Below are 20,577 nucleotides of genomic sequence, written 5' to 3'. Positions count from 1 at the left end.
CATATAGGGCTTGTTGCGCCAAGCCCTTTGCTAATTGATATAGATTCTATTTGCACTTCAAATAAAGCGTAAAATTAAAACGCTTTTCAAGAATTTTGAGTTTATTGATAGAGGACTCATCAAGCTTATGTCCCTCGGGCAGAATGAGAATATCTTTGTCGTTATACAAAGACTCTTTTAATATCATCCCGGGTTTTGCCTGATCGGTAGTGATGCCAGTGTTTGGGTCAGCATCCGCTACACTTGTTGCCACGCTTAATAGGGCGTCAACCACCTCTCGACTATAGCGTAAGCCGACAAAATGATTCAGCTTAGTAACAATGCTTTTATTGTCTGCCTTTTCATGCTCAATCAAACCCATCATATAGCGATGGTAATCGCGGGCTACTGCCAGAATTTGTGCACCAATTGGGATCTCATCTTGCTTCAAATGTCGCGGATAACCTTTTCCATTCACATATTCAAATTGGCACGAGACAATGTCCGCGACACTTTGTAAGGACTGGCTGGGTGAAAGTATGAGCATTGCCTGATTGCCTTGATTAAGATACTTATCCTGTAGTACCGGGCTCCAATCGCTAAAAGGCGTGTTGTGTACTTTTGAGTCAAGATCTAGCATACCGATTTGGTGTATCAGACCAGCGTAGCTAATATCCTGTACTTGTTTCTTTTCAAGCCCAAGCTTTAGCGCCGTCTTTTCAGCCAAAAGACTGACTTTTTTGGCCAAAGCACTATTGGTGCTTGGCACTGTGCTAAGAATGTTAAACACCACTTTTCTGATGGACTGCGCGCTTTGCTCGGCACGCTGCATCGCAGCTTTTATCTGGATCGTTCGCTGCTCAACGCGCCCCTCAAGAGACTGGTTTAAATCAATGAGTTGTTTGTTTTGCTTGGCGAGGCGCTTGTGCAAAACCTCTCGCTCGCGAATAAGACGATGTCTTTCAATACCCTGATTCACTGCGCCGATAAGATCTTCATTGTCCCAAGGCTTTTGCATAAAACGGTGCACTCTACCCTGATTCACTGCGGCAAGCGTGGTTTCAACATCAGCATAACCTGAAAGAACAATACGATAGGTCTCGGGATAGCGAGTGGCGACCTCGTGTAGAAAATCGGCGCCACTCATTTTTGGCATCTTCATGTCTGAAATCACGACATGAACAGGATGTTGCTCCATGAATTTAAGGGCTTTTTGTCCGTCATCCGCCAGGACCAGCTTGTATTTATCGTCATGAAAAATGCGTTTCATTGCCCTTAAAATACTGCTTTCATCATCGATGAACAATAAGGTTACTTTATCTGACATTTACGCAAACTCCTCTTCAGGTCCGATGGGGCAAAACTGAACCGGTAATAAAATTGTGAAAACCGTGCCCTTACCGGGCTTGCTGGATACACTGAGTTGGCCCCCATGCTCTTTTATAATATCGAACGAAATCGACAGGCCTAAGCCGGTACCTTCTCCTTCGGCTTTGGTCGTAAAGAAAGGGTCAAAAATTTTATCGATGTATTCCTGTGGAATACCTACGCCTGTATCTGCCACGGTTATTTTTACCCGCTTTTCTGTGCTGCTGGTTTTAATGATGACTTTGCCATTTTCAGAAATGGCCTGAGACGCATTGACCAATAAATTCGTCAGTACCTGATTGATTTTTCCAACATTAACGCAGGTTTGAGGTAACTTACCTAATACAAGTTGTATTTGCCCTTTTGCCTCAATTTGCTTCTTCGCCATTTTAACGGTGGTCTCTACACATCGATTTATGTCAAACAGCTGCTTTTTGTCTGAATCCACGCGCGAGAACACTGTCATATTTTGCACAATTTCAATAACACGATTCACTCCTTCTCGTACATCGCGAATCAAATCACTCGCGTCCTGAGAGACAAACGCTAAATTTTCAGTTTTCACCAGAGATTTAAGATCGGCTATCAGGGCATTCTTGGCGTCTACGTCCTGACAAATGATAAGTTTCGCGCAAAGCTCATACAGTGCGACAAACTGCTTGTTATACTGATTTAGAGAAGACACGTTACTTTTGATAAACCCGATAGGGTTATTGATTTCGTGAGCAAGCCCTGCAGCAAGCTGCCCCATCGAGGCCATTTTTTCAGTTTGAATAAGCTGTTGTTGCGCGAGCTTTAATTCATCAAAGGTAGATTGTAGCTGGGCGTTTTTACTTGCTAGCTGTTCGGTTCGCTGCTCTACAATCTCCTCCAGCTTATTATTAAACGCCTGTAGCTCATCTTGGTATAGTTTTGTTTGTAAGTTTTGGGCTTCCAGATTAGAGACAAGCAAGTTGAAGGCTTGCGCAACTTGTGCAATTTCGTCCTGCCCCTTAGTATCAAGCTTTGCGCGAGTAAAATCGCCGGTTTTTATGGCTTTTTGAATACGATTTGTTGCGCGTTTAAGCGTTTGCAGTTGCGATGTCAAATAGCTGCCTAAAAACCATGAAAATAGTCCGACAAGCAGCATTTCAGTCAGCGCAATACTCAATGTCCAGTTAGTAATCTTACTTAAGGCTTGTTGAAGTAAATCAATACTTATACCAATCTCAACGCGACCATAAACGCTTTCGCCTTCTTTGATTAAAGCGTAACTGTCGAATATGCCATCTGATACTTCACTTAAATGGCTATCTGCCTGAAAATCTCTAGATAGCAGTACTTGCTTTCCCATTTCAGCAAACACATTTCCATCAGCATCTAATACACGTGCATACTCAATATCTGGATTACGTAACACCTCATTTAAAAATGCATCTAACGAAGCTAAATCGTAAGATAAAACCGCGTCTTTCGTCATGGTGGCAAAAAGCGTGGCTGTGGTATCGGCGCGTTTTTGGAGCGTTGAATTTAGTGTATCGCTAAAAAATCGGGTGGCAACAACTATCAAAAGCAGCAGTAGAGCACCTTCAATTGCGGCTGTGCCGATTATGGTTTTACTTCTAAGGCTGAGCTGAAACATTAATATTTAAAGCTCGTATTGCATCCCAGTCGCTATCTTCGGCTGCGCTGAGTTTGGAAAAACCTAAGGGTTCTAACAGTGTTGCATCGTCTAAATCAGTAAGTGCATCGGCAATTGTACTTGCCACCGTATCGCTAAGGGTACTATTTACTGCAAAGGCGTGGGGCGTATAAGGATTACTGGTCCATAAAATTCTCAAATTGTCGCTGACTTCTGCCGGCGCACTATCAAGTGTGCGGACAATTCCACCACCTGCCGTAAAAAATCCTTTGGCCACATTTAAATAAACAGAATCATGGGAACGCACATATACCGGTTCTATCTCAATCTGTTTTTGTTTCAATACAGATTGAGGTATCAAGGTTGCCGCAAACGCCAATGGAGCGGGAAAAGCAATTTTTTGACCGGCTAGCTCCTCAAGCGTGGAAATCTTTGCATCTTTTTTTACTACGATAATGCCTTGAATGTGTTTATCGGCCTGTTTGGCAATCGCACGGTAAGACTGGTCAACTGAAAACATAGCGTAATGATATGGATTCATGTATGCAATATCATACTCACCCGCAGCCAGTCGTGCTTCAAAAATGGGGATACTCGGCGCAGTGGCAAAACGAATATCATAGCCGGTTTTATCACTAAGCGCTTGTATAAACGGCCCCCAAATAGACGCCAAGGTTTTTGCTGATTGCTGGGGAACAATGCCGAATATCAGCGGTTCCGATGTATGTTTTGTAATACCTTTATTTGGACTGTCCATCTGCATTGGCGTCTCGATTTGCATCCCTAAGGCATGAGCCTTACCTGCAGAAGCGGCAAATATCAGCACGACTAACATACAGGCAGAGACAATCGCGTTCATTGCGGAATAAGCCCCAGTTTTTCCAAGGCATGTGCAAAGCCATTAAATGCAATGGGTTTTGCTAGCACGAGCATGTTGGTAAATTGTTTGGCCGAATGAAAACGTTTGCTGGCACTAAATACAATGCAAGCTGGCGTTTGATCAAAGAGCTGTTGCATTAATTTATTACTTTCAATTGGGTTGATGCCATCTATGTCTGCGTCTAACACAACTAGCGTAGGACGTTGCGCAGCAATTTCAAGCCCGGCATTAAACGGATTGCCATGACAAACAGGAATAAAATCTGCGTCTATCACCATGCGTTTTACATGCTTGAGCAAATAGTCGTCGCTCGATAAAACGACACACTTGCGCTCGTTTTTTTCTGTAAGCTCACTGGGAACAGGAATGTCATTTGTTTTTAAAAACGTGAGCAAATCGTCTTGTGCGACACGATTGTTCCCTCTTCCAGGTAACTTAAATGCTTGTAATTTTCCTGCTTCAATCCAACGAATGACTGTACGTGAGGTGACGTCACAAATTTTTGCTACTTCACCGCTTGAGTATGATCTCATAGGCTACCGACTACTTGACTGGTAATACAGTGGATAATAGCAGACCTTCATAAAATAATGACATTTGCGACATATGGATTTTAATACCAAGGTATTTTTTCTATAAAAAAATGATTTAAAGAGATATTGATTGGCAAGCACTCGAATGACCGATAAAGAGCCGATCACCTGATGCTTGTAAAAGCAAGTGGTATGCATTATGTTGATACTTACCTAAGTTGATTAGGATTAGGTATGCTTATTTCAACAACCAATTCGCCTATTGCTTCTAAAGATGATTTGAGAGCGTGAAGTTGATTGGTTACATTAAATTACTACTGCTTACCAGCGTTGTTTTAGTAACAGCCCTTCTCTTTGTGCGCTCGAGCACACACCCACAAACCGCGCTTAATATTGACGATACCTTTTATAAAAGTAGCACTTCTGGGCATCTTTTTTACCTTCTCGACAGCGATAATCAATTTAGTGCAGAACAGGTAAGAACGTTTGATATGAGTCGATGGCAACAGGTCAATAAGCCTTCTTTGAACCTCGGCGTGCAACAAGGAAGCGTATGGTTTCAGTTTCGCTTGTCAAATACCTACAGCGAAGACCTTGAGTTGGTCTTGCTAAATAGCTATGCACCAACGGATAAGATCGAGCTATTCATGTTCGATATGCAGGATAATTTGTTGACTCGCGCTATTGGAGGCGATCGATTCGTTTTTGATGCTCGGGATGTGCCGCATGCCTCTCATGCGTTTGACCTTACCTTAAAGCCCGCTAGCGATTTTATAGTCTTGCTAAAAGTGGAGTCGGAAGGAAACATGATCGTGCCACTCACGGTATGGTCTGCTTCTGCATTTACCGATTATCAAATTTCGTTCTACCTGATTTTTGGCACACTCGTGGGTATTTTGTTTATTACAAGTGTTTATAACTGTTTTGTTTACCTGCAAACGCGCGAATCACTGTTTTTAAATTTTTCATTTTTTATCATCAGCGTTGCATTTCTAGTATTACATCAGTCAGGCATGGGACTGCAGTTTTTGTGGCCTGACTCACCTGGATTCAATCAGTTTGCAGCAGTATTAAGTATCTCCCTTGCATCACTGGGGCATATTGTTTTCTCTCAGCGATTTTTGAACCTATCAGGTATATGGAAAGGGCTTTGTATCGTTTTAGCTGGTTTCAGCATATTATTTTCCAGCTTATATTCATTTGTCGCTTACTCCACGCTCGTTAAATTTGGTCTGATAAATGGTGTTCTTTTACTGATCCTAAGTTTTACCTATGCAATTTTTAAGGCCTTGCAGGCGGATAAAAACGCACGAGTTTACCTACTAGCCTGGACACCATTTATTTTCGGTACGATCATTTCAGCGTCAATACGTTTTGATCTTATTGAGTATTCTGTTTTTACTGAGTTTGCCGGATTGTTTTGCGCAGTAATTACTATCGTGTGGTTGTCGATGGCCATCGCAGAACGAATTAATCGCGAAAAAAGTAGCCGGATACGAGCCCAGAAAAGTGCCATCGAAAACTTACAGCGATTTGAGAGCCTGTACGAAAATTCAGTAGAGGGACTCTATACCACCATGCCAAATGGAGAACTTATCAGCGCTAACCGCGCCTTGGTCAACATACTGGGCTTTAAAAACAAAGCCAGTCTCTTCGAGCAACATAGAGCGGGCATCCAATCCTTATATAAACATCCCCAACACCGTGAGGCACTGGTTAAAAAAGTCATCGCTCAAGGTTCAGTGGTTGACGAGGAAGTTGAGTTGCTGCGGGCAGACGGGCGCTCGTTTTGGGCATCGATATCCTTAAGGCTCACAAAGAATAACGAAGATGATATTGAACAAATAGAAGGGTCAATGATTGATGTGACCTCTCGTAAAGTGTCAGAAATGAAACTTGCCTATCTGGCTTCTCACGATCCGCTCACCAACTTGTTAAATCGCCGTGAATTCGAGTCTCAACTGAAAGAAGCGCTTGAGCAGAACCGTCTTTCTCAACTTGCCCTTTCCGTTTTATATATGGATTTGGATCAATTTAAAATTGTTAATGACACTTGCGGTCATACTGTTGGCGATAAATTACTTAAGCAGCTCACTGTCCTGATGACCAAAACCTTAGCAAACAGAGGAATACTTGCCCGCTTGGGTGGCGATGAATTTGGTCTTATCTTAAAGGGTGAACGCGCTAAAGAAGCTTATAATATTGCATCTGAACTACTTGACGCTGTCGGCAATTATATGTTCGCTCATCAAAATCGTGTATTTTCCCTTGGTATGAGTATTGGCATGGTCGAGGTCACTGCCGGGTTCAGCTCCATTGAAGACATCATGAGCTTTGCAGATACCGCATGCTATGCAGCAAAAGATGCAGGTCGAAACCGGATCCATGTCTATAGCTCTGATAACATAGAATTTGACAAGCACAGACGCGAAATGGAGCTGGCAACTGTGATCAATCAGGCGCTCGCCAATAACCACTTTCGATTACATCGCCAAAAAGTGGTGTTCAATAACGAAGAAAAAAGTCTGTGTGGTTACGAAATGCTATTACGGATGGAAAGTGCTGAAGGGGTCTTGGTATCTCCGGCAGACTTCATACCCGCAGCAGAGCGGTTTGGCTTAATGTCAAAGATTGACAAATGGGTGATAGCGCATACCTTTAATTGGCTTGCTCAAGATCTTGATAAACTGAACAAACTCATCACATGCTCAATCAATCTAAGTGGGCAATCCTTGGGTAACAAAGAACTTTGCACGCACTTACATGAATGCTTTGAGCGTTTTGGCATACCACATTCAAAGATAGCGTTTGAAATCACCGAAACACAAGCCATGGAAAACGTAGAGCAGACTATCGATTTTATTCAAACCTTTCAGTCGCTTGGCTGCAAGTTTTCACTGGATGATTTCGGTAGCGGTTTATCCTCATACGGTTATCTTAAAACACTGCCTATAGACAATGTCAAAATTGATGGTCGTTTTGTAAAAAGTATTGTTGATGATAGCGCCGACTTTGCGATGGTGGAGTCTATACATAAAGTGGCTCATGCCATGGGTAAAAAGACGATTGCCGAATACGTAGAGGATGAACATATTGTGAAACAGCTCCAGAAAATCGGCATTGATTATCTTCAAGGCTTTGGAATTCATCGACCTGAGGCGATTGACTACGACTATGTGATTGCATCTTCACAAGGTGACGCGGAAAATAAGCAAGCGACCTAAGCTTGTATCGCTTGCTTTAAAAAACGTGCCGTCTTGATTATCGAAGGAGCAACGCGTTTACTGAGATGGCGGAACCCGAACCCACCCTTCCATGAGCACGCGGGCGCTTCGACTCATGCCAACCTTTTCGACTCGCCACTGACCGTCGCTCTTTATCGCCTTTGCACTCACCTTTAGCGTACCGGATGGATGGCCGAAGGTGACTTCATCTCGCTCAACTGCACCCGCTGCAATATTAACTAAGGTTCCAGGAATGGCTGCTGCCGTCCCAATGGCTACCGCAGCGGTTCCCATCATAGCATGATGCAGTTTTCCCATAGAAAGCGCGCGAACATTTAGGTCAATACTGCTTTTGTCGATGCGTTTACCACTTGAGCTGAAATAACTTTCAGGTGGGGCGACAAAGGCAATTTTAGGCGTATGCTGGCGGTTTTCTGCTTCGCTTAAATTGTTAATGATCCCCATTTTAAGCGCAGCATGTGCTCGCAGTGTTTCAAAGCGTGTCAGAGCCTTCAAATCGCTATTGATTGCATCTTGAAGCTCAGAGCCGGTATAGCCAATATCCTTGGCATTTAAAAAAACGGTAGGAATACCCGCATTGATAAACGTCGCTTGAAACTCGCCAATGTCAGGCACAACGAAGGTATCAACCACATTCCCAGTTGGAAATATCGCGCCTTCGCCGTCGGCAGGATCAACAAACTCGACCTTGACTTCAGCCGCTGGAAAGGTGACGCCATCGAGTTCAAAGTCTCCCGTTTCCTGAACCTTTCCGTCAGTGACAGGAACATGGGCAATGATGGTTTTTTGAATATTCTCCTGCCATATTCGCACTTTAGCTATGCCATTATTCGGAACAAGCGTCTTGTCTACCAATCCATTCTCAATTGCAAAGGAACCAACTGCAGCGGTTAAATTGCCGCAGTTCCCGCTCCAGTCGATATAGGGCTTGTCAATAGCGACCTGTCCAAATAAATAATTGACGTCATGATCGGCTTTGTCACTTTTGCTCAAAATCACCGTTTTACTGGTACTTGAGGTCGCCCCGCCCATTCCGTCTGTATGCTTGGCGTAAGGATCCGGGCTTCCAATAACCCGCAATAAAAGCGCGTCGCGCGCCGCTCCGGCAAGCTGTGCGTTTTCCGGTAAATCCTTCAATGCGAAAAAGACACCTTTGCTCGTACCGCCTCGCATATAGGTGGCTTTAATTTTAATTTGCGGTGGATAGTGTGTCATATGGCTATACCGCATTTGCCAGAAAATCTTGCGCAAAGCGCTGAAGTACGCCACCTGCCTCATAGATACTAAGTTCTTCTGCCGTATCTAAACGACAAGTCACCGGCACAGTAAGCTGTTCACCAGTCGCTTGTGTGATGACAAGAGACAGCGTATTACCCGGTTTACGTTCGCCTAATACATCGTAAGTCTCGGTGCCATCGAGATTCAGCGTTTTGCGGGTAACGCCTGGCTTAAATTCAAGCGGAAGCACGCCCATACCAATCAGGTTTTGTCTGTGAATGCGCTCAAAACCTTCAGCTACAATCACTTCAACACCTGCAAGACGCACGCCTTTAGCTGCCCAATCCCGAGAGCTACCTTGGCCATAGTCAGCGCCCGCAATAATAATTAAAGGCTGTTTTCGTTGCATGTAGGTTTCAATGGCTTCCCACATGCGCATGACTTTGCCTTCAGGCTCTACTCTTGCAAATGAGCCCTGTTTGACTTTGCCGTTTTCAAGCACCATCTCATTTAAAAGCTTGGGATTGGCAAACGTTGCCCGTTGAGCCGTTAAATGATCTCCCCTGTGAGTTGCATAGGAGTTAAAATCCTCTTCAGGCAAACCCATCTTCGCCAGGTATTCACCCGCTGCGCTGCTTAACTGAATCGCATTAGATGGAGACAAATGATCGGTTGTAATATTATCCCCTAATATCGCAAGGGGACGCATACCGCTTAAGGTGCGCTCGCTTGCAAGCGCGCCCTCCCAATAAGGCGGTCTACGAATATAGGTAGACATTTCACGCCAATCGTAAAGCGGATTGAGGTTTGCCTCTTCGGTTTTTAGCTCAAACATGGGTTCATAGACTTTTCTGAACTGTTCGGGTTTAACCGCAGACTTTACAACAGCATCGATTTCTTCATCGCTTGGCCAAATATTCTTCAACAGAATAGGCTTGCCTGCCTCGTCAAAACCTAGCGGATCCTTTTCAATATCAAAACGAATACTTCCCGCTATTGCATAAGCAACGACAAGAGGTGGCGACGCCAAAAAAGCTTGATCGGCATGCGGGTGAATGCGTCCGTCAAAATTACGATTACCCGATAAAACTGCCGTTGAATAAAGCTTGCGGGCTTTAATTTCTTCTTCTATTTTTGGATCTAATCTGCCGCTCATGCCATTACAGGAGGTACAGGCAAATCCCACCACATCAAAACCTAAATTTTGTAATTCAGGGAGTAGTTGCGCCTCTTCCAAATACAACTTTACTGCTTTAGAGCCTGGTGCTAGAGACGTTTTGACCCATGGCTTTCTTGTTAAACCTAATTTATTGGCATTACGCGCAATTAAGCCTGCCGCAATCATATTTCTCGGATTGCTTGTATTTGTGCAGCTGGTAATCGCTGCAATGATCACGGCGCCATCCGGCATTTTATCAGGTTCAACTTCATATTTACCGGCAATACCCTTAGACACCAAGTCGCTCGTTGCAACTCGCGCATGTGGATTTGAAGGCCCGGCCATGTTGCGAACAACAGACGATAAATCAAAAGTAAGCACTCGCTCATAATTCGCTTCTGTCATGGCATCTGCCCAAAGACCGGTATGCTTGGCATAGTTTTCAACCAGTTTAACTTGCTCGTCGTCTCGACCGGTGAGCGTTAAGTACTCGATAGTTTGCTCATCAATGTAAAACATGGCGGCCGTTGCACCATATTCAGGGGTCATATTTGAAATGGTGGCTCTGTCACCCAATGTCAGATGCTTGGTTCCTTCCCCATAAAATTCAAGATAAGCAGACACCACGCGCTCTTTGCGCAAAAATTCAGTTAAGGCCAGCACAATATCAGTGGCGGTGATACCCGGCTGTGGTTTTCCTTTAAGCTCTACCCCCACAATATCAGGCAGGCGCATGTAGGAAGCGCGACCTAACATAACAGACTCGGCCTCCAGGCCACCTACGCCAAGCGCAATGACACCTAATGCGTCCACCATAGGAGTATGACTATCGGTACCCACTAAGGTATCTGGAAAAGCAACACCATCACGAGCGTGCACTACCGGCGACATGCGCTCCAGATTGATTTGGTGCAAGATACCGTTGCCCTGCGGGATCACGTCCACATTTTTAAAAGCGGTCTTGGTCCAGTTGATAAAATGAAAACGGTCTTCGTTGCGTCTATCTTCGATTTCGCGATTTTTTTCAAAGGCATTTTCTTCAAAACCTGCATGCTCAACAGCAAGAGAATGATCGACTACCAGTTGAGTTGGCACCACAGGATTGACTTTTGCGGGATCGCCGCCTTTTGCAGCAATAGCGTCTCGTAAACCAGCTAAATCCACCAAAGCAGTTTGCCCGAGAATGTCGTGACATACTACGCGCGCGGGATACCATGGAAAGTCGGTATCGCGACGTCGATAGATTAATTGCTCCAACGACTCTTTGAGCATGTCGGGCGGACAACGGCGTACGAGATTTTCTGCCAATACCTTTGAAGTATAAGGCAAGGTTTTATACGCCCCTTCTTCAATAGCATTAACGGCTTCCTCTGTATCAAAATAGTCCAGACGACTATTTGGCAGGGGTTTGCGATGTTCGTAGTTCATAATTGGCCTCTATAAATTCTATATGACATTAGGCGTGGTTTCCGGCTGATTACTAAGTCTTAAGGAGCACCTTAACTAAGTTTAGTTAACGCTCATTAATAGCGGGAACGTCACGAATGTCCTCACCCACATACTCAGCCGAAGGGCGAATAATGCGATTGTCTGCGCGCTGCTCCATAACGTGCGCTGCCCAACCCGTTAATCGGGACATCACAAAGATTGGCGTAAATAATGGCGTGGGTATCTTCATAAAATTGTAGGCAGAGGCATGAAAAAAGTCAGCATTACAGAAGAGTTTTTTCTCGCGCCACATTACCTCTTCACAACGCACGGACACAGGGTATAAAACCGTATCACCAACAGCTTTTGAAAGCTTTTCAGACCAGGCTTTGATGATTTCGTTACGCGGGTCGGATTCAGAATAAATCGCATGACCAAAGCCCATGATTTTTTCTTTTCGTGCAAGCTTGCCCATCATTTCCTGTTCGGCGTGCTCAGGTGAGGTAAAGCCTTCAATCATTTCCATTGCTGCTTCGTTTGCACCACCATGTAAAGGGCCACGTAACGAACCAATTGCCCCGGTAATACAAGAATGCATGTCAGATAGTGTAGATGCGCACACACGGGCGGTGAAAGTTGAAGCGTTAAACTCATGTTCAGCATAAAGGATAAGCGAAATATGCATCACTTGCTCAAACAACTCACTTGGTTTTTCGCCATGAAGCATATGTAAGAAATGCGCGCCGATTGAATCATCGTCAGTTTCAACATCGATGCGCAAGCCATCGTGACTGAAGCGGTACCAATAGCATATGATTGAAGGAAAGCAGGCCAGCATTCTGTCGGTGATATCTTGCTGTTGTTCAAAACTTAACTCTTGCTCCAGATTGCCAAGCATTGAACAGCCGGTGCGCAGCACATCCATGGGATGCGCATCTTTTGGAATACGCTCCAACACTTCTTTTAATGCATTTGGCAAGCCACGCAAGCCCTTAAGCTTGGTTTTGTAGGCATCAAGCTGAGCTTGAGTCGGCAAGTCGCCTTTTAAAATTAAATAGGCCACTTCTTCAAATTGACATTTTTCAGCCAGATCTTTTACATCGTAACCTCTGTAAGTTAGACCAGAGCCTGATTTACCTACCGTTGAAAGTGCTGTTTTACCAGCAACCTGACCGCGCAAGCCTGCGCCGCTTAATACCTTCGCCATATTTGACTCCTTAACATACTACTGCATTAAATTTACGTATTTGTATAACCCTGCAACTCAGAGCAAGTTTAAGGCTAAAATGCCGACTTGCTCGTTTTGCTATTTTTTAGTTTGAAAAAGCGCATCGAGTTTTTGTTCATACTCGTGGTAGCCTAAGTAGTCGTATAACTCCATGCGAGTTTGCATGGTATCGAGCACGGCTTTTTGATCACCTTTTTCAAGAATGCTCTTGTAAACAAGCTCTGCGGCCTTATTCATGGCTCTAAACGCGCTCAAGGGATACAGCACCATGGCCGCTCCCCACTCCCCAAGCTCTTTTTTGTTCCACAATTCTGTTTTGCCAAACTCAGTGATGTTAGCGAGTATCGGCACATCTAGCGCCTCAGAAAATGCGCGGTAGTGTTCTTGCGTTTGTATCGCTTCAGCAAAAATGCCATCTGCGCCAGCCTCTACATAAGCTTTAGCACGCTCAATAGCCTTTTCAAGGCCCTCCTGCGCGAAGGCATCGGTGCGCGCCATGATAAAAAAGTCAGGATCGCTTCGGGCGTCAACTGCCGCTTTGATGCGGTCGACCATTTCTTCAAGACTCACAATTTCTTTATTAGGACGATGGCCGCAACGCTTTTGTGCGACCTGGTCTTCCATATGAACCGCTGCCGCGCCCGCTTTTTCCATATCACGTATGGTTTTGGCAATATTGAATGCACCGCCCCAACCTGTATCAATATCGACTAATAAAGGAAGACTGGATGCTGAAGTAATGCGCTGGACATCTGCTATGACATCATTTAGCGAGGTCATGCCCAAATCGGGCAAGCCATAAGATGCATTAGCCACACCACCGCCAGAGAGATAAATCGCTTGATGCCCTAATTTTTCTGCCATGATGGCGCAATAGGCGTTGATAGTGCCTACGATCTGTAACGGTTTATTTGCCGCAAGGGCATCTCTGAAGCGTTTGCCGGGACTTTTTATATTTGAACTCATTTGATTTCCTCAGTATTCGTTGCTGCTGAACGATTTAATTTGGCTTCGATATTATTTTTCGAATAAAGAATGTGCCTACGCATCAATATTTCAGCAAGTTCGCCATCACGATTGGTGATTGCCTGCACAATTTGTTGATGTTCGGCAAATGCAGTAGTTACTCTTGGACCAGCCATCCCTAGTTGAACGCGATACATTCTGACTAAATGATAAATATTGTTTGTCAACATGCTAATAAGAGGCTGATTATGACTGCCAAGGACAACACGATAGTGAAAGTCGACATCTCCTGCTTCCTGATAGTAGGTTTCGCCCCCTTTGACTTCTTGCGAGTGGCTTCGCATCAGCGCATGTAAATCTTGAATTTCTGCATCACTCATATTAGTGGCAGCAAGTCTGGCGGCCATTCCTTCCAAGGCTTCGCGCACCTGATAAAGTTGAACAAGGCCTTCATGCGATAGCGTCACCACCCTTGCACCAATATTAGGCTTTCGTTCAACCAAGCTGGTGTTTGCCAGTCGGTTTATCGCCTCACGAATGACTGCTCGGCTTACACCGTATTTTGTCGACAACTCAGCTTCACTTAATTTTACGCCCGCTTTTACATGCCCAGCAACAATATCCGCCCTTAAGGCAGTAAATATCTTATCTGAAGATGTAATCACGGGTTCGAAAAATGGTGACATAAAGTAGAGCGCCTTTAAATATTGTCGACAATATAGGCCATAGCGCTTCAAGAATCAAGATAGAAAGGCATTGAGACTGGCCCTTTAATCAAGATTTACGTAAGACTTTGGTATGGGAGAAGAAATATTTACAGGCGTTTTATTCAGGGTGAATAGGGGACTAATCGCTTAATTTAGGTCAATTTTTCCACGCAGGTTTTTCTTCAGGCCTGTGCGCTTTTTTGCGTCTACACGCTTTCGTCTTGCTGAGAGACTGGGCCTGGTAGGTTTTCGCGGTTTTTTCTCTTCCATGACCATAAGTATTAAAGCCTTTAAGCGAGACAAAGCCTCTTCTTTATTGGCTTCCTGAGTACGATAAGTCTGTGCCTTTATTACTACTACACCTTCTTTGGTAATGCGCGAGTCAGACAAGCTTAGCAATCTGGTTTTATATTTTTCTGGCAAACTTGAAGCTGCGACATCAAAGCGTAAATGAATTGCGCTTGAAACTTTATTAACGTTTTGTCCGCCGTTACCCGACGCACGTATGGCGGTCATTCCGTATTCTGTATCATCAATGGATAGATTATCTGTAATATACATAGGTAGATTGAGCAACATTTGATAGTTAATAAAAGCAAAACAAGGATATCTCAAGCAAATGTTAGCATACAAAACACAACATTTTTTATCTGTGTAAACCTTTCGAAATACGCCAGCGACAAACGGTAAATAAACCAACGTTAAATTAAGGAAACGTAATGCGTTCAATTATCAAAACAACTGCTGTTAGATCAACCAGCCTCGTTATTTGCACTTTTTTACTTGCCAGTTGCGTTATTCATGTTGGCGCAAGCGATGCCTACTCGAAGAACGAGCAAGGTGAGGGGCGAAGCTACTCCGCCACCAATAAGAGCGTAAGAATAGATGAAGGGCTTTCAGTAAGCGATGTGTCAAGTGTGAACGGTTCAGTAACGCTCGAATCAGGCGTGCAGGCAGATGAGGTCAGTAGCGTCAATGGAAAAGTCACAATTGGTGACCGCGTCAATGTAGATAGCGTTGAAGTTGTAAATGGCAGAATTACCATCGGAAGCGATTTTTTGTCTGAAGATAGTGTTGAATCGGTAAACGGGCGTATCAGTATTGAAGAGAATAGCCGGGTAGGCAAAAACATTGAAACCGTCAATGGCGATATTGAGCTTGAGGGCGTCACGGTTGGGCGCGACATCATTACTGTTAACGGAGACATTTTGCTTAGCGATGGCTCTGTTGTTGAAGGTGACATTCGGTTTGAAGGTAAACCTAACAATAATTCTTATAGAAGCAAGCCGCCTGTTTTGCGCATAGACGCAAGTTCAACGGTCAAAGGACAAATCATTATTTATAAAGAAGTAGAGTTTGATTTTGCCGATGAAGAACTAGCCAGTAAAGTTGTAAGAAAGTGAATACGTCATCGTGGTCTATGCAACGGTCTCTTCAGAGCCAGATGCACGTTAATATTAAAAAATTAATAATATAAACCTAAAGGCTTAGTATTTGAAATCCTCTCAAATACTTCGCTTAATAATAAACAGTCACCATTATCTGTATGACTTAAATTAGGATGTGATGTTATTATAATACTGTTGTGTTTATTTGACTCTAAATTTAAAAATTACACTTGAGTTAAAATCTTTATCGACTTTTGGATAAAATAATTGCTTAAGTTTTATTCATCTCGACCGATATATTGAGAGCTATAGACCCGTTCCCCTGACTCGGTCTTTATTTACATAGCATATCCTCTTTACGGAAGCGAGGTAATGGATGCAACTTACGCAGCAACAGCAAACAGAAGAAATAAGACTACTTAAGCAACAATTGTATCGAGAACGAACTGCTCGTAAAAAAGCCGAAGAAATGCTTCGCGCTAAGTCCATTGCACTTCTGGATTCTAATCACTTTCTGGTGAATATGGCGGAGCGGCTCCAGTTCGCTCTACTAGCCGACAACCTTATTTTGTGGGAATACGTGCTTATAGAAGATCGCTTCTATCAATTTGAAAATTTTGAACAAGGGCACTCAAAAGTCGCCTTAGCCGCCAGTTATCAAGACGTACTTGCCGTGTATCATCGTGACGATCGCAATCGCGCAGACTCGCTTTGGTGGCAGTTTATTGAAGGCGAGGAAGAAACCTTTAAATTCGTCGCTAAGCGCTATTTCATTGAAAAGGATGAATATAGAAAAGTTAGCGTACATGGTAAGAAAGTGTATTCAAAACAAAGTGGTACTTTAGAGCGTATCGTTGGTCTTTTTAAAGACATTCACGAATAAAAAGAGATTTGAATCTTCGACGGTTTTCAACAACACTATGGGCATCAAAAACAAACCATAGTGAAACAAGATGTCAGCTCAAGCTATTCAATGTAAAGCCGCCGTCGCCTGGGGTCCTGATCAGGCGCTTAGTATCGAAACTGTCGAAGTTGCCCCACCAAAGGTAGGAGAAGTGCGCGTAAAGTTAATTGCCACAGGGGTTTGTCATACCGATGCCTATACGCTTTCAGGTGCCGACCCTGAAGGTGTTTTTCCCAGCATATTAGGCCATGAGGGCGGCGGTATCGTGGAATCTGTTGGTGAGGGAGTCACCAGTGTAAGCGTGGGCGACCATGTTATTCCACTTTACACACCCGAATGCGGCGAGTGTAAATTTTGTACATCCGGTAAAACCAATTTATGTCAGAAAATACGGGCAACGCAAGGTAAAGGCCTTATGCCTGACGGTACATCGCGCTTTACCTGCAACGGTGAAACCATTTATCACTACATGGGGACATCCACCTTTAGCGAATACACCGTACTTCCTGAAATTTCAGTCGCAAAAGTAAATCCTAAAGCGCCCTTAGAAGAAGTCTGTTTACTGGGCTGCGGTGTAACAACTGGCATGGGCGCTGTGATGAACACTGCAAAAGTCGAAGAAGGCGCGGTAGTTGCAATTTTTGGACTAGGCGGCATTGGGCTTTCAGCAATTATTGGTGCGGCGATGGCAAAGGCTTCTCGCATTATCGCCATTGATATCAACGAGCGTAAATTTGAGCTTGCGAAGCAATTAGGCGCAACTGATTGTATTAATCCACAGAATTTCGATAAGCCCATTCAGGAAGTCATTATTGATTTGACCGATGGGGGTGTCGATTACTCGTTTGAATGTATAGGTAATGTAAACGTCATGCGCAGTGCCTTGGAATGTTGTCATAAAGGTTGGGGAGAATCGATCATTATCGGGGTAGCGGGCGCAGGAGAAGAAATTTCTACTCGTCCTTTTCAACTGGTTACCGGTCGCGTGTGGCGTGGTACAGCGTTCGGTGGCGTAAAAGGACGTTCTGAGTTGCCCGATTACGTTGAGCGCTACCTGGCAGGCGAATTTAAACTGGATGATTTCATTACCCATACCATGGCCTTGGATGAGATCAACACTGCATTCGATTTAATGCATAAAGGCGAATCCATCCGCTCTGTAATACACTACTAAACAACTTATCAACTGATATCAGGAGCTTAAAAAAATGAGCTTAAGCAAAATCAGCGAGAACCAGTGCTTTGGTGGATTGCAACAGCGATTCTCTCATCCATCAAGTGCATGCTCTTGCGAGATGACATTTGCGATTTATTTGCCGCCAAATGCCAGTGAAAAACAAAAAGTACCTGTTATATATTGGTTATCAGGCTTAACCTGCACTGACGAAAATTTTATACAAAAAGCCGGGGCGCAGCGCGCTGCTTCAAGCTTGGGTGTTGCGATTGTTGCACCTGATACCAGCCCGCGTGGAGATGATGTTGCTGACGCTGAGCGCTACGACTTGGGTAAAGGTGCAGGCTTTTATCTCAATGCGACGCGAATACCCTGGGCAAAACACTATCAAATGTATGATTACATTGTGAAAGAATTACCTGAATTAATTGAAGCGAATTTTCCAGTTTCCAGTAAGCGAGCGATATCGGGTCATTCAATGGGAGGGCATGGCGCACTTACCATAGCGCTTAAAAACCCGCTATTTTACAGCAGCGTTTCGGCATTCTCACCTATTGCTAATCCAATCAACTGCGAATGGGGACAAACCGCCTTTAAAACCTACTTAGGTGACGAAACTGACCAATATTGCGCCTATGATGCCTGCGAGTTAATTTTATCAACTAAAAGCAGCGATTCTAAAAGACCTCCTATGTTGGTTGATCAAGGAAGTAGCGATGAGTTTTTAGAAAAACAACTTCAACCAGAGGCACTAGTCAATGCTGCTAAAGATGCTGATTACCCACTGAGCTTTAGAATGCAAAAAGGATACGACCATAGCTATTACTTTATAGCGAGTTTTATTGAGGATCATCTGCATTTTCATGCAGAGCACTTTTTCAATGAGTAGACAACTCAAATAACCATTTAATATGTAGCGTTTTCAGGTAGGTCTTTTAAGGCGTGCAACACAGCACGCCAAACTTCAAAACTAAAACCCATGCCCAGATGACAGCTGTTTACCTCGATATGTCTGACGTTTGGGCTGAGTTTATCCAGACTGGCACTATAGTGCACAATAGCATCGTTTTTGCTGTAAATGGCTGTAATCGGCACGCGTATCGGCTCTGCATCCAAGCACTTAATTTCTTCTGCAATCCAATCGACATCTACACCAAAGCGCCTGAATCGCCATGCCACAGCGGTATATTTAGGGCCGCCAACAACGGGCGAACCAAACGTAATAACCTGTTCAATACACTCTGGGATGGCCCTAGCCACCTCGCGAGCAATAAACCCACCTAAGCTCCAACCCAGCAGCACCAACTTTTGGTTAAGGCGCTGACTCAAGACTTTCGCATTTTTCATAGCTTGTGAACACAAAAACGCCACACCTAATTCATTTTTGTGTATTGGTTTGCCTCGCTTTTCAGCATCAGGGTGCCACTTGATGGTGATATCTTTTTCGCTGAAATTTCGGTAAAACCCTGCGTCATTTACGCCTAAGCCCCAATCGAATACTTTGTAATTATGCGCCTCAATATAACGATTCATGGGTTTGAAAAAACGACCGTCTACACCCAGCCCGGGTATGAGCATAATGGGCTTTTCAGTACCTGTGAGTGACGTGTCGATTTTTCGGACTCGAGGATGCAATAGACTTAACACATCTTTTACCACACCCAACTCTTTATAGAGATTGCGCTTTTTTGGCGGCTGAGGAAATTTGGCGTCCACAATCTGCCTTGGCTAAAATCTTATGTTACGCGGTCGTTTCGATGAAGGTAGCGCTCAACGATGTGAAAAACGACTCGAAATACAATAAATAAGATTATAGCGCTTATACCGACATAGAGGATGTAAGCAATATTGACTTCTTGTTGACGCGTGTCTAATGGCGTCAATACATATAAATTCCACCCTAGACTTTGAAGCTGCAATCGAGACACAAGTAAACTACCCTCTTGCCCTCGCACCACCACGCTTGGATCGTCTATACCTTCTGATTTACGGGTAAACTCGTTAAACCACTCCAGTTCAGAAAATGCTTTTATTCCTATCCGAGAGGTGCTGTCAACCGCTTGTGTTGGAGAAAGTGATTCAATAGAAGATAATACAATTTCACCTCGATTGTTCACAAAAATAAATTCGTGACCGTATTGAGCACTAAATTCGTTAAACGAGCTTAAAAAAGCATCTAAAGACTTCCCCAAGCCAGTAAAGCCCAGAAAATTACCTTCTTCGTCATACTCACGAACATCAATATACAAGTGAACATCTTCTCGTTTGCCTAAAACGGCTTGCACCTCTGAGTCAAATTCATCCCGTAAAGCAAAATACCAAATCACCTCCCCTTCGATTAAATCAAAAACGCGACCACTGGAATTAAACTGCTTACGCGATTCCTCGTGCGCCAAATAAAATTCATGTCCGAAAGTGTCTTCCAAAGACTTGAGAATAGGGATTACGGCATCTTCATCAGGAGAACTTGCTTTAAAGAAATCAGAAAAGGTTCCTAAATCGGAAATAACTTCCGCAGTATGAAGAGGATTTAGTAATTCCTGCTCTACCAGCGTAAAAATAGGTGAAATAGATTGATGGTGTTGCTGCGATTGCTCACCTGCCAAGTCTTTTATGGCAAAAAACCCGGAAAGTGCAATCATCAACACAATGATGGCTGCGAAAGCGGTGACTTTTTTTGTCGAAACGGTTGCTTGTGCCACTGCATTATTCCTTTTGCTAATTGGCTGAGCGAGTATAAAGTTAGACTACCTGTGGCATTGTTTTAAATCAACAATCT

Annotated in this window: 17 protein-coding genes; 5 read left to right on the top strand and 12 right to left on the bottom strand. The window is 43.9% G+C overall.

The features are described 5' to 3' along the window. Positions 1-46 precede the first annotated feature (46 nt). The 4 genes from nosR to D6V41_RS09245 are packed head-to-tail and all read right to left on the bottom strand — an operon-like array spanning position 47 to position 4,381. Positions 47-1,306 (bottom strand): response regulator c-di-GMP phosphodiesterase, NosR family, encoded by a 1,260-nt coding sequence (gene nosR, locus D6V41_RS09260; protein WP_136251235.1) that lies wholly within the window; start codon positions 1,304-1,306, stop codon positions 47-49. Beyond that, a complete protein-coding gene (locus D6V41_RS09255; RefSeq protein ID WP_136251234.1) occupies positions 1,307-2,968 on the bottom strand; it encodes a sensor histidine kinase in 1,662 nt (553 codons plus the stop codon). It abuts the gene before it with no gap. Continuing rightward, positions 2,949-3,827: a phosphate/phosphite/phosphonate ABC transporter substrate-binding protein gene (locus D6V41_RS09250; RefSeq protein ID WP_241664502.1), complete on the bottom strand. Its 879-nt coding sequence runs from the start codon at positions 3,825-3,827 to the stop codon at positions 2,949-2,951. The genes D6V41_RS09255 and D6V41_RS09250 overlap by 20 nt, the downstream gene beginning before the upstream one ends. Then, positions 3,824-4,381: a helix-turn-helix domain-containing protein gene (locus D6V41_RS09245; RefSeq protein ID WP_136251233.1), complete on the bottom strand. Its 558-nt coding sequence runs from the start codon at positions 4,379-4,381 to the stop codon at positions 3,824-3,826. Before D6V41_RS09245 ends, D6V41_RS09250 begins: the two co-directional genes overlap by 4 nt. A 293-nt stretch (positions 4,382-4,674) precedes the next feature. Here D6V41_RS09245 and D6V41_RS09240 point away from each other — a divergent pair, with 293 nt between their 5' ends. After that, on the top strand, positions 4,675-7,605 hold the full coding sequence (locus D6V41_RS09240) for an EAL domain-containing protein (RefSeq protein ID WP_168710999.1): 2,931 nt from the start codon (positions 4,675-4,677) through the stop codon (positions 7,603-7,605). Positions 7,606-7,662: 57 nt separating this feature from the next. On the opposite strand, the gene prpF is transcribed toward D6V41_RS09240, so the two are convergent. The 6 genes from prpF to arfB form a co-directional block, all read right to left on the bottom strand. Continuing rightward, positions 7,663-8,841 carry a 2-methylaconitate cis-trans isomerase PrpF gene (prpF, locus tag D6V41_RS09235; protein WP_136251231.1) on the bottom strand — a complete coding sequence of 393 codons (1,179 nt, stop codon included), beginning with the start codon at positions 8,839-8,841 and terminating at the stop codon, positions 7,663-7,665. 4 nt (positions 8,842-8,845) lie between these two features. Further along, the gene (acnD, locus tag D6V41_RS09230) at positions 8,846-11,431 is read right to left on the bottom strand and encodes a Fe/S-dependent 2-methylisocitrate dehydratase AcnD (RefSeq protein WP_136251230.1); all 2,586 of its coding nucleotides are present in this window, start codon (positions 11,429-11,431) and stop codon (positions 8,846-8,848) included. An 85-nt stretch (positions 11,432-11,516) separates the two neighbouring features. Then, a complete protein-coding gene (gene prpC, locus D6V41_RS09225; RefSeq protein ID WP_136251229.1) occupies positions 11,517-12,638 on the bottom strand; it encodes a bifunctional 2-methylcitrate synthase/citrate synthase in 1,122 nt (373 codons plus the stop codon). 99 nt (positions 12,639-12,737) lie between these two features. Further along, a complete protein-coding gene (gene prpB, locus D6V41_RS09220; RefSeq protein WP_136251228.1) occupies positions 12,738-13,625 on the bottom strand; it encodes a methylisocitrate lyase in 888 nt (295 codons plus the stop codon). Next, positions 13,622-14,311, bottom strand: coding sequence for a GntR family transcriptional regulator (locus D6V41_RS09215; RefSeq protein WP_136251227.1), 690 nt, complete (start codon positions 14,309-14,311; stop codon positions 13,622-13,624). The genes prpB and D6V41_RS09215 overlap by 4 nt, the downstream gene beginning before the upstream one ends. Before the next feature lie 168 nt (positions 14,312-14,479). Then, complete coding sequence (gene arfB / locus D6V41_RS09210) at positions 14,480-14,893, bottom strand: alternative ribosome rescue aminoacyl-tRNA hydrolase ArfB (protein WP_136251226.1); 414 nt, start codon at positions 14,891-14,893, stop codon at positions 14,480-14,482. A 158-nt stretch (positions 14,894-15,051) separates the two neighbouring features. On the opposite strand from arfB, the gene D6V41_RS09205 reads away from it, so the two are divergent. The 4 genes from D6V41_RS09205 to fghA all read left to right on the top strand — a co-directional run bounded on the left by D6V41_RS09205 (position 15,052) and on the right by fghA (position 18,687). Next, the gene (locus tag D6V41_RS09205) at positions 15,052-15,735 is read left to right on the top strand and encodes a DUF4097 family beta strand repeat-containing protein (protein WP_136251225.1); all 684 of its coding nucleotides are present in this window, start codon (positions 15,052-15,054) and stop codon (positions 15,733-15,735) included. Positions 15,736-16,096: 361 nt separating this feature from the next. Beyond that, positions 16,097-16,603, top strand: a complete 507-nt coding sequence (locus tag D6V41_RS09200) for a hypothetical protein (protein ID WP_136251224.1) — start codon at positions 16,097-16,099, stop codon at positions 16,601-16,603. A gap of 70 nt (positions 16,604-16,673) precedes the next feature. Beyond that, entirely contained in the window at positions 16,674-17,798 is a 1,125-nt protein-coding gene (locus D6V41_RS09195) for an S-(hydroxymethyl)glutathione dehydrogenase/class III alcohol dehydrogenase (protein WP_136251223.1), read from the top strand. A 34-nt stretch (positions 17,799-17,832) separates the two neighbouring features. After that, positions 17,833-18,687, top strand: a complete 855-nt coding sequence (fghA, locus tag D6V41_RS09190; protein WP_136251222.1) for an S-formylglutathione hydrolase — start codon at positions 17,833-17,835, stop codon at positions 18,685-18,687. A gap of 17 nt (positions 18,688-18,704) precedes the next feature. Here fghA and D6V41_RS09185 read toward each other — a convergent pair whose 3' ends face one another. Then, entirely contained in the window at positions 18,705-19,514 is an 810-nt protein-coding gene (locus D6V41_RS09185) for an alpha/beta hydrolase (RefSeq protein ID WP_136251221.1), read from the bottom strand. A 20-nt stretch (positions 19,515-19,534) separates the two neighbouring features. Beyond that, positions 19,535-20,500 carry a cache domain-containing protein gene (locus tag D6V41_RS09180; protein WP_136251220.1) on the bottom strand — a complete coding sequence of 322 codons (966 nt, stop codon included), beginning with the start codon at positions 20,498-20,500 and terminating at the stop codon, positions 19,535-19,537. Between the last annotated feature and the right edge of the window lie 77 nt (positions 20,501-20,577).

Origin of the sequence: Ningiella ruwaisensis, assembly GCF_004798935.1 — a bacterium.
In the GTDB taxonomy this organism is placed as follows: Bacteria; Pseudomonadota; Gammaproteobacteria; order Enterobacterales; family Alteromonadaceae; genus Glaciecola; species Glaciecola ruwaisensis.
This window is presented reverse-complemented; position numbering and strand designations above follow the sequence as displayed.